At 59.3% G+C, this 9413-nt stretch carries 10 protein-coding genes; 7 read left to right on the top strand and 3 right to left on the bottom strand.

Features of this window, described 5'->3' with window-relative positions; genetic code table 11:
• Positions 1-165 precede the first annotated feature (165 nt).
• The 7 genes from GSQ95_RS19300 to GSQ95_RS26625 all read left to right on the top strand — a co-directional run bounded on the left by GSQ95_RS19300 (position 166) and on the right by GSQ95_RS26625 (position 6948).
• Positions 166-513: a hypothetical protein gene (locus GSQ95_RS19300; RefSeq protein WP_158895551.1), complete on the top strand. Its 348-nt coding sequence runs from the start codon at positions 166-168 to the stop codon at positions 511-513.
• Positions 514-905: 392 nt separating this feature from the next.
• Positions 906-1436: a hypothetical protein gene (locus tag GSQ95_RS19295; protein WP_158895553.1), complete on the top strand. Its 531-nt coding sequence runs from the start codon at positions 906-908 to the stop codon at positions 1434-1436.
• A complete protein-coding gene (traF, locus tag GSQ95_RS19290; protein ID WP_256664653.1) occupies positions 1433-2494 on the top strand; it encodes a conjugal transfer protein TraF in 1062 nt (353 codons plus the stop codon). Before GSQ95_RS19295 ends, traF begins: the two co-directional genes overlap by 4 nt.
• A gap of 17 nt (positions 2495-2511) precedes the next feature.
• Positions 2512-3909 (top strand): conjugal transfer protein TraH, encoded by a 1398-nt coding sequence (locus GSQ95_RS19285; RefSeq protein ID WP_256664652.1) that lies wholly within the window; start codon positions 2512-2514, stop codon positions 3907-3909.
• Positions 3909-5390 carry a conjugal transfer protein TraG N-terminal domain-containing protein gene (locus GSQ95_RS26635; RefSeq protein ID WP_256664651.1) on the top strand — a complete coding sequence of 494 codons (1482 nt, stop codon included), beginning with the start codon at positions 3909-3911 and terminating at the stop codon, positions 5388-5390. The genes GSQ95_RS19285 and GSQ95_RS26635 overlap by 1 nt, the downstream gene beginning before the upstream one ends.
• Before the next feature lie 135 nt (positions 5391-5525).
• Positions 5526-6047: a hypothetical protein gene (locus tag GSQ95_RS26630; RefSeq protein ID WP_256664650.1), complete on the top strand. Its 522-nt coding sequence runs from the start codon at positions 5526-5528 to the stop codon at positions 6045-6047.
• Entirely contained in the window at positions 6040-6948 is a 909-nt protein-coding gene (locus GSQ95_RS26625; RefSeq protein ID WP_256664649.1) for a hypothetical protein, read from the top strand. The genes GSQ95_RS26630 and GSQ95_RS26625 overlap by 8 nt, the downstream gene beginning before the upstream one ends.
• 25 nt (positions 6949-6973) lie before the next feature.
• On the opposite strand, the gene GSQ95_RS19275 is transcribed toward GSQ95_RS26625, so the two are convergent.
• The 3 genes from GSQ95_RS19275 to GSQ95_RS19265 all read right to left on the bottom strand — a co-directional run bounded on the left by GSQ95_RS19275 (position 6974) and on the right by GSQ95_RS19265 (position 9220).
• Positions 6974-7729, bottom strand: a complete 756-nt coding sequence (locus GSQ95_RS19275) for a hypothetical protein (protein WP_158895555.1) — start codon at positions 7727-7729, stop codon at positions 6974-6976.
• A gap of 114 nt (positions 7730-7843) precedes the next feature.
• Positions 7844-8140: a hypothetical protein gene (locus GSQ95_RS19270; RefSeq protein WP_158895557.1), complete on the bottom strand. Its 297-nt coding sequence runs from the start codon at positions 8138-8140 to the stop codon at positions 7844-7846.
• Positions 8141-8221: 81 nt separating this feature from the next.
• Positions 8222-9220: a DNA replication terminus site-binding protein gene (locus GSQ95_RS19265; RefSeq protein WP_158895559.1), complete on the bottom strand. Its 999-nt coding sequence runs from the start codon at positions 9218-9220 to the stop codon at positions 8222-8224.
• Positions 9221-9413: the final 193 nt, after the last annotated feature.

Here is a 9413-nt window from a genome sequence, read left to right as displayed (position 1 = left end):
CATCATCGGGACATTTCTATTTGGCTGGATCGCGACATTAATAATTGGCCGTAATATTACCACTTCGTATAATCTTTGTTATGTTAAATAACAATTTCTGGTCTGGCCGGCGCGCTCGTCAACCATACCGCCTGTCCTCTCCTATCGATCAATCAAGGTAGTGCCATGTCCAACACGCAGGGACCGTTGCCAGAATCGACCACGCCCCCTGATCCGCCTCTAACCGGCGGGCTCTTCACTGCTGAAGAGCTGGCCGAGATCCAGGCGCAATTGGCCATTGAAAAAACTCAGCTTGAGATCAAGAAGCTCAAGCTTGAGGTGAGGGATTTGCCCTTCGAGCCGAGGCGGAAATGGTTCACCCTTACACTCGCAGCGTTCGGTGCTATCATCGCTGCATACGCGGCCTTCAAGAAGGCACCGGAGGCACCGGCCTCCCTAGGAGTATCGTATGAACGCTCAGCCCCAATCGCAGCGCCCGCATCTGACGCCGGATCAGGTCAAAGCTCGCGCTGATTATCTGAACGGCATTGCTAAGATCCGTGCTGACGTGTCGGCAACCCTTGAGCAGGTTGACCGGGACAGTGAGCGTATGGCTCGGCCGTTTTGGAAAGTGTTTCCGTTCGTAGGCGGTGCCATCACAGCGGCCGCGGCAGCTACGCTCGTACATTTTCTGATGTAACCGCTTTCTGCTCAATGAGCCCTCGTTCGAGGGCTTTTTTGTGCCTGATCTATCGCTCAACCTTACCGTACACCCCCGAGCGCCACCGACCGCTACTCATCGATGTGAGTCGCCGCTCACGCTCGTCTCGTGCTTATTCATACCCGGGAAGGGAGTGAATCGGGCACAGAACCTGCTCGTTGCTGAATAACGTTGTGCCCATCGACTTTCTAGTCTGGATGCGCACATGACCCCTTCGTTAGCGACTTCGGTAGCCGTCAGCCCTTCTTTCGCCCCTACCTCCTGCCTGCCAGCGCTGCTGGAAACCTACGGCGAGGTGATGACGCCGGAGCAAATTGCAGTTGAGCTCGAGTACAGCGCCGGCTACGTACGCAAGAAGATCGGCTGCGCCAAATACCAGCATCTGCCCTGGGTGATGTCGATCGCGCCACACCGGCGCCGGCAGGGCCTTGTCTGGGTCTATGCCACCTGTGGGGTCGCAGCGTTCCTGGAAAGCCAGCGAACATCGCTCGAGCCGGATAGCGGCTTTTCCAAGAACCTACCGCGGTTGCTCGAGGCATATGGAAAAGCAATGACGGTGGAGCAGGTAGCAAAAGCGCTGGGCTACCGCTTGAACTATGTCAGCAAGAAGATCGGGAATGCCTCCTATCAGCACCTGCCCTGGGTGACCGCCATTGCCCGGCACCGGCGCAAGCGCGGAGCCCGTTGGGTCTATGCGACCGAGGCAGTCGCCTTGTATTTGGATCGCGTCGAATGAGGCGCGCCGTCCTGTCGTTAACGGTGGCTGCCACGCTTTGGTCGATTGCACCTCTAAGCGGGGCTATTGCAGCGGAAGGCGTTGCTGACGGAACGAAAGAATCTTTCGCTGCACCTGGTAGTGAGAGCTTCTATCGCGGAAAGGCCGAGGGCTGGTTTTGGTACAAGGACCCTGCGGACGAGGAGCCTGAGCTTGAGGCCAAAGCGCCACTCCCGCCTCCACCACCACCTGCCCCCACACAAAAGGCTGAGCCGCCGGCGGCGCCTGCAGCGGCTCCTGGCCCCGAGCTGTTCAGCGTCGCCTGGATCCGCGACAACCTGCCCAAGTACCGCAACCGCGCGATCGACAATCCGACCGATGTCAATGTGCAGGCCTACTACTACCTGCAGCGCGTGATGATGGACAAATCGTCCAAGTTCTCCGAGCGCTCCAGCCAGGTGATTATGCGCGACCCGTTCCTCGACGAGGACAGCCGGCGGCCGGTGGCCACCTATGCGGCGAACGCGCTCAATCGGGAGGTCTCGAACAATCGCGACAAGGTGCTCAAGGGCTTGGCCAACAAGGTCAGCCTCTTCTTCTTCTTCAAGGGCAACTGCGTGCTCTGTGCGGAGCAGGCAGCCGTGCTGCAGTCCCTGACTGCCGCCACCGGCATCCGGATCATTCCGGTCTCACTGGACGGCGCCCCCCTCGACAACGGCTTGTGCGCGAACTATCGCACCGACGATGGCCAGGCCAAGAAGCTCGAGGTCTATCAGGCCCCTGCCCTCGCCTTGGCGATCCCGCCGGGCCGCACCGAGATCGTCGGCTACGGCGCCATCACCCTGGACGTGCTGTTCAATCGGGTCCTGATCGCTGCGCGCGAAGCGGCGCTCATCGACCAGAAGACCTTCGCGTCCACACAGCCCTTCTTCGACAACGGCCTGCTGACCCTCAAGGACAACGACGGGCTCAGCCAGGACCAGATCGACCAAGACCCCGCCGCATTTGTTGAGAGCATGCGCCGCAAGCTCGCCCGCAAGACCATAGATGGAGAGGTGCCCCATGAGGCGCAGCAGTAAGCAGTCGTTGCGCAGCCGTGCTGGTTGCGGCCCTTGCGCCCCTGGGCGCCTACGCCAACATCGAGAGCCAGCTGGACTCGATGTTCAACTCAATGTCCAACAGCACCGACCCGGGCATGTACCAGACGGCGACCCGAGGCGTGGTCAGTGGCGGCTCGATGCGGATCCGGAATCAGATCGCAACGGCGCCGGTGGTCTCCTTCCGACCGCCCTCCTTTCAGGCCGGCTGCGGCGGTATCGACATGTTCGCCGGCTCCTTCTCGTTCATCAACGCGCAGCAGTTCGTTCAGTCGCTGCGCTCCATCGCCTCTAACTCGGTAGGTGTCGCGTCGGGCTACGCGTTCAAGCTAGCGCTTAAGGCCATGGGACCGACGGTGGAGAACACCATCGCCAACCTGCAGGAGACCATGCAGGACCTCAACGGCCTCATGTCCAATAGCTGCCAGCTCGCCCAGGGCCTGGTGACGGACGCGTTCTCGGCGTTCGAGGGCAAGGACAACATGCAGACGGCCACGGGGAACACCGTGAAGGGCCTCGCTGACAGCTTCGGCTCTCTCTTCTCCGGCAGCACCAACTCGAAGTCCCCTACGGAAGAGAAGAGCAAGGCCGGCAACTTCGTCAGCTGTGAGGACACCGGCAACGTCGTCTGGTGTGCCATGCAGCAGTACAACAGCCAGCAGTTCTTCAAGTACGGATCTCAGCAGACCGACGAGATGATCATGTCCTTCACCGGCTCGGTAGTCATCACCGGCCTGGTGGACGCGGCCGATGGCAAGGGGCAGGTACCTGAGACCAAGCCGATATTGCCGACCAGCATCTCGCTGCAGGACATCATCGAGGGCCAGAAGACCGAGACGGTGCAGATCTACTCGTGCGGCGGAGACAAGGCCGCGTGCCTCACGCCCAGCACCCAGTCGATCGCCTTCGACGGCTTGGCGGAGAAAATCATTAAAGGCTTCAACGGCTCAACCAGCTCCGTCGGCATCGTGCACAAGTGGGCGACTAACACAGGGACGTTCAACAACGATGAGCAAGCCATCCTCAACATGATGCAGAAACCAGGCTTCGCCGGCATGGTGCAGCGGCTGTCGCAAGGCAGCGAATCGATGGCGCGTGGCTTTGTCTCCGCTCACGCGAAGATGCTGGCGCTCGAGGGCGCATATTCGCTCGTGAAATCCTACATCGACACGGCTGAAACGGTGATCACGCGCAGCAAGATGGTCGACAAGCTAGGTAAACCTGCCGGCGAATTCATCGGTACCGCACGGGACCGCCTGGTGCAGGAACGTCAGGCGCTACTGAGCCACTACGGCAATGAGAACGACCTGGTGCTCGACTACGAGGCGCGGATGAAGGTGCTTCCCACGCCTGCAGCATTCATCAACGTCGAAAAACCTGTACAGGGAGCTCAGTAATGGAGTTCTCGATCTACTCGGTCGGGTCAGCGACCTACCTCGAAAGCATCCTCAACGCGGTAGCCATGATCTCAGGATCGGGCAGCATCGAATCGTTGGCCAAGGTCGGTCTGTTGATCGGCACCCTCTTCCTGGGCTTCCAAGCGGTATTCAAAAACCAGGCGATTCCTTTCCAGCAAGTGGGCGTCGCGCTGATCCTGTACATGGCGCTGTACGGGCCAACCGGCCGGGCGGTCGTGGAGGACGTGTATGACGGCACGGTCGTGGTCGTCGACAACGTGCCGATCAGACCGCTGTTCGTAGGATCCGTGGTGTCCAACATTGGCTACAAGCTGACCAGGGAGATGGAGCAGGCCTTCTCCACGCCGGCCATGACCACCTATGGCTTCGCCGATCCCCTGACCACCTTGATGAAGGTGCGCGGAGCGACCCGCAATGCCTTGGCGATGCCGTCTGTAATGGGCGACACCCTTGCAGGCGGAGACTTCGTACGGTCTTGGATGACCTACATCAAGGAGTGCACCCTGGTCGGGGTCGGCCGCAACGTGGCCGCCTACGGGGCCCTCATGCGAAGCAATAACCCTGTCGATGCCATGAGATTCGAAAGCCAGGTCTACGGGACCGAGATCTTCGAGGGCAACACCGGCGTGGGCACCTATTACACCTGCTCCGAAGCGCACACCCGGCTCAAAGCTCTTAGCGCTTCCACGCAGAGCGGCATCATGGACGACGTCGCGAAGCTGGCGTTCCAAAAGCCGGGCAAGACCGTCACTGGGGATGATGTCACCACCCGGGTCGACGATGCGCTGCGCGGTCTGAATCTTCAAGTGGCCGACGCTCGTGCCTTCACCATGGCGTCCGTACTGCTCCCGATCTTCGAGCGAGCGCCGGCACAGAAGGCCCTCGAGGATCAGCAAGGCGCCTACGCCATCATGCTCAGCCAGGCTCAGGCGCAACAAGCCACCCAGTGGGCTGTAGAAGGCTCGATGTTCACACGCTACGTCCGGCCGTTCCTGACGTTCTTCGAAGGCCTGATCTACGCCATCACCCCACTTATGGCATTCCTCCTGGTGATGGGCACCTTCGGGATGAACCTCATCACCAAGTACATCACCATGCTGTGCTGGATGATGCTGTGGCAACCCATGTCGGCCATCGTCAACCTCTATACCAAATGGTACACCGGAACAGTGATGGAAGGGTTGCTGGCCACCACCAGCAGCATCACTGACGGCAATGCACTTTCGTTCGAGATGATGAAGCAGATGATGCCTGCACTGGACAGCGCGATCGGCGTTGCCGGCCTGATGGCATCTTCGGTACCAGTGATCAGCATGTTCCTGGTCACCGGAAGCGCGGTCGCGTTCACCAGCATGGCCCAGCGTCTCGGGGGATCCGATCAGATCAACGAGAAGATCGTATCGCCAGACATTGTTACCCCCCTCCGCGGGCCTACAAACCACTCCTCATGCCACGAGTGACTACGACAAGGCCTACGAATCAATGGCTCCGAAAATCAGCGTGGAACCATCGATATCTCGCAAGGCCTTTCTAATACTCTGCAGAGCCAGAGGTCCCAGGCAGAGCAATCTTCGGAGAGCTTCAACAAGCAATTGATGAGTTCTTTCGGAAAGCAATTTGAATCTGCGAAAACGATCGGCGAGCAGGCCGAGGTCGGAAGGGCGATGCAGAACGCATTCGGTCTGAGTCGAAATGCGGATTTCAATAGTGGGTACCAATCCGCCGTAAATAGCGGTCTATCAAGCACCCAGGTAGATGCGGCAATTGCTTCGACTACACTTTCCGCTAACGGAGCACTGAAGGCGCCCATGGGCGGTGTCGGCTCTGCTTCAGTGGGGGCAGAAGGTAGTACCAGCTCAAGCATACAAACTGGCGACTCTCAAAAGTTGGAAAGCGCAGTGGGTCGGGTCAAGTCGTCAGGCCTCAGTGAGACGACAAGGAACGCTATCGACAAGACTGAAGGCTACAAGGTCGCAGAGAACTTCCAGAATTCGGAGCGCCTTGGCGTTTCTCAGTCGGATCAAGAGAGTCTCTCCCGCTCTGCGCAGAAAGCGGTTTCCGATAATAAGCAGTACTCTGAGTACCGCCGCGTATCAGAGAAACGTCGGTATGTCTGAAAATATGGGCGTTGACTCTTGGGCAGGTCGCGCAATCCGCGAGGGCAAGGCTGAGTCGTTGGTCAATGAGGCAATGAATAAGTATCCGCAAGATTTCAAGGAGCAGCATGCGCTCAACGCCAGTATGCTCGATCCTGAGCGCCGCGATGTAGGCGCCGCCTTAATCACGTTAGGCAAACACAATGACCTTGGTGTACTGGCCAGGCCTCCATTAAATCACGACGAATACAGCAACATTCGTCAGCTGCAGCCACGCGAGTTCTCGGATATTCAGCGGCCCAACACCGAGGGTTTAGAGCGCGACACCGCTAACGCGGGTCACCAGGTGTCCAGCGGTGACTTCGCGCAGCGTCACAGCGCTGGTTATGCGAATGCGTCAGGCCCAGCAGCCACGAAAGCGGTCGGCGATGCCTGGAAGAGCCACGACCGTACGATTGAAGGCTCGGGCCAAGCCTATGCTCAGCGCGCGATGCATGACGAGCGCGCCGCTGCCGAAGGCAGGCTTCGGGATAAGTCCAGGGACGTGGATAACCGGGGAGAGTCCCTTACCAACATCGCCGGCTCGGCGTTTGATCGTGCGCGTGATTGGGCTGGGCTCAAGCCCCAGTTTGAAGCGTACAAGGCGAGCGCAGAGAATTTGGGCCTGCAAGGTGCCCAACAAGACGTTTATGCGTCTGCAAAGCTGGGGCACCTGGACAACGCCGAGGTGAAGCAGAAGTGGGACGGGTATGTGAAAGAAAAGGGGATGGACAAAGAGCTGGCGGCCGGCATGTACGAAAACATCGTTCAGGCTGCGCGGTCGAATAACGGCAATGGCGCGCTAGGCGATGTTATGACGTTAAATCGAACGGATGAAATCGTGGATGACGTGAACCTTCGAGGGTTACAAAAAGGCCACTAAATAAAGCCCGCGTAAGCGGGCTTTATTATTCACCCTCGATAATGTCTTTTAAGTGAACGTCTCGCAGATAGTTTTCACCCATACGATACGGGTTGTAGATACCGTCCTGCATCTTCTCAAGATCGTCTATTGCCGACATGTCGTTATTTTTCCGGTCACTACTGATCGAATTGCCTTGGACCATCGCGTGTACTAGGGGAACAATAGAGATTAAGAACTGCAATCCGCAATATTGGGCTGTCTTACCAGTTAAGATAGCAGTAGCCGCTCCGGCGACAGTGAAAATCAGGAAAGCTATAAGGGACGCTGAGTTCTTGGCCCGCCCGGCTATCCAAGCACCAATTAGGATGGCGAAGATTATTGCAACCGCTGCACAAGATATAAGATCAGTGACCTCGGTCCTATCATCATGAAGGTATGCGATCCCAGCTCCAGATGCTAAGACTGGCAGGATAATCTGCAAGAAAAAGCTCGGCTTGGTCTTGTTTAGATTGCGATTGATAGCGTAAAAGACGTGCGAAAAACGTGAACCGCGCGGTTGCTGTACATCTACTGCAAGTTTATCAACCAAGTTCACGAAGCGGGCAGTATTACGCTGATTGAAGCTGTTAGCAGCGATCAAATCTTGTATTGACGACACCGTCCAAGTTAGCTCTGACGAGACACCTTTGAATCTCGTCAAATTGATCGACGCAAGGTCGATGCTATCTGGTGGTAGACCTAGATAGCCTTCGAGCAGGGCTTCCGCCTTACGCACTTCCCCGGCAATGATCGGGTGCATGATGCACCTCCTGATTTGATAGACCTATGGTATCGCAAGTCCCAAAAACGCAAGGGTCGCTTAGCCGCCGTTCGCGCCGCTGATGCGCCCTTCCCTCCGTGCTCTGGGCCGCCGCTAAGCCGAGTCAGGCTCTGCGCCAAGCGCGGCTGCTTGATTACGTGCGAGCGGGTGCGCCTCGAAATGGTCGATAGCCACCCGGGCCGCCTCAGGAAAGCTCGTGATGGATTGCGCCACCCAGAGAAGGTGTGGCTCGGCCTCGTCATCCAGATAATCGACGGACACCGCGTAAGCGGCGCCCCAGGCTGTAGAGTCCTGGATCTGGATGCGTGTCGGTTGCCCGCAGTGCTGAAGCACGTACTCAGGGTCGCTAGCATCGCTTCCGGTTCGCTTCCTGAAGCTGTAGCTGGTCATGTGATCGTCCGCTGGTTGGGGTAACTGTGTGCCTCAGCAGAACGTATCCGACGTGGTGGAAATGCAACCACGGCCGCGGCGCTAGTCCCCCATGCGAGCGCCTAGCTCGCCCAGGGCCTCATAGGCGACGCCGCCCAGGCGATAGGTTGAAGGCGTCCTGAGTGGCACCCGATCACCCTCCTCCACCTCCATCCGCTGGCCACCGGTGGGTAGATAGAGATTGCGCTCCGCCCAGACCTCAGCCCGCGCCTTCACGTCGCCGCGCTGCCGGCCGCGGGCGGTGCGATCAAAGTCGCGCAGCGCGGAGACCTTCGGCTCAACCTCGCCGGCGAGCACGAACACTGGCAGGTTGGCCTTGATAATGGCGTCCCACTTCTCGCCGCGCTCACCGAACCAGAGCGTGCAGCGTGGATGTGGCGCCACGACCTTGTGCTTGATCAGCACCTGGTCGTCCGCCAGGTTCGCGATCGTGCGCAGGTCTTTGTACTCGGGCGTCTGCTCGATCGGTATGCCCTGGTGCTGCGCCCTACTCTCGGCCTCCGCCAGCAGCTGCTCGCGCACGGTGGCCACAGGTACCCGCTGGTTGCTGGTGGTGTGGCCAGCCCAGGTGAACGAGATCCGCCGCGGCGCGCCGTCGAAGGCATGAATGGTGCGCTGCAGCTGCTTGGTGGTGACGCCGGCGCCCAGGGCACGCCGCAACAGCCGCGGACGCATCTCGGGGGTGTAGCCCAGGGCGACGCGAAGCGCCTCGATCTCGTCGGTGACCACCTGCTTGCTCGCATTGATGGCCAACACCTGTGGCAGCACGCTGGCCTGCAGGCGGAAGTAGCCCGGCAGGCGCATGACGGTGCCGGCGGCTTGGCCAACGTCGCGCTGGTGGCTGGCCAAGGCCGCGGTGGCCAGCGCGATCGCCGCCTGGCCGTCGACCTCCTGGACCTCGAGGACGTCAGGCGTCTTCTGCTCGTTCAGCAGCGGCACCTGCCACACGCGGCCGTCGACCACCAACCCTGGCCAGGTCGAATTGAAGCTGGCCAGCTGCTCGACGAGCACCTGGTGTGCACGCTGGATTCCTTCGTACATGGTGGTGCCCTCCTCACGGGCGACGTTCCCAACTGCCAAATTATACCACCCCTGTACAACGCATGCCCCTGTCCAACCTCTTCCCCTTCCACCCCAGGCCGCTCTGCCCCCTTTCCTTCATTCTTTTCCTTCTCTTTTTTCCTTCCCTTTGCCTTCTCGCGCGCGCGGGGCGCGGGCGGATAGAGGGGGAGCC

This window comes from Pseudomonas sp. BAV 4579 (assembly GCF_009765395.1).
Lineage (GTDB): Bacteria > Pseudomonadota > Gammaproteobacteria > Pseudomonadales > Pseudomonadaceae > Chryseomonas > Chryseomonas aestiva.
The sequence above is the reverse complement of the archived record's forward strand: the minus strand, read 5'-3'. Positions and strand labels throughout refer to the sequence as shown.

Coding starts and splice junctions, on each gene's coding strand:
- GSQ95_RS19265 (WP_158895559.1), bottom strand. CDS start 9,220: ATGTACGAAGGAATCCAGCGTGCACACCAGGTGCTCGTCGAGCAGCTG.
- GSQ95_RS26625 (WP_256664649.1), top strand. CDS start 6,040: ATGTCTGAAAATATGGGCGTTGACTCTTGGGCAGGTCGCGCAATCCGC.
- traF (WP_256664653.1), top strand. CDS start 1,433: ATGAGGCGCGCCGTCCTGTCGTTAACGGTGGCTGCCACGCTTTGGTCG.
- GSQ95_RS19270 (WP_158895557.1), bottom strand. CDS start 8,140: ATGACCAGCTACAGCTTCAGGAAGCGAACCGGAAGCGATGCTAGCGAC.
- GSQ95_RS19275 (WP_158895555.1), bottom strand. CDS start 7,729: ATGCACCCGATCATTGCCGGGGAAGTGCGTAAGGCGGAAGCCCTGCTC.
- GSQ95_RS19295 (WP_158895553.1), top strand. CDS start 906: ATGACCCCTTCGTTAGCGACTTCGGTAGCCGTCAGCCCTTCTTTCGCC.
- GSQ95_RS26635 (WP_256664651.1), top strand. CDS start 3,909: ATGGAGTTCTCGATCTACTCGGTCGGGTCAGCGACCTACCTCGAAAGC.
- GSQ95_RS19300 (WP_158895551.1), top strand. CDS start 166: ATGTCCAACACGCAGGGACCGTTGCCAGAATCGACCACGCCCCCTGAT.
- GSQ95_RS26630 (WP_256664650.1), top strand. CDS start 5,526: ATGAGTTCTTTCGGAAAGCAATTTGAATCTGCGAAAACGATCGGCGAG.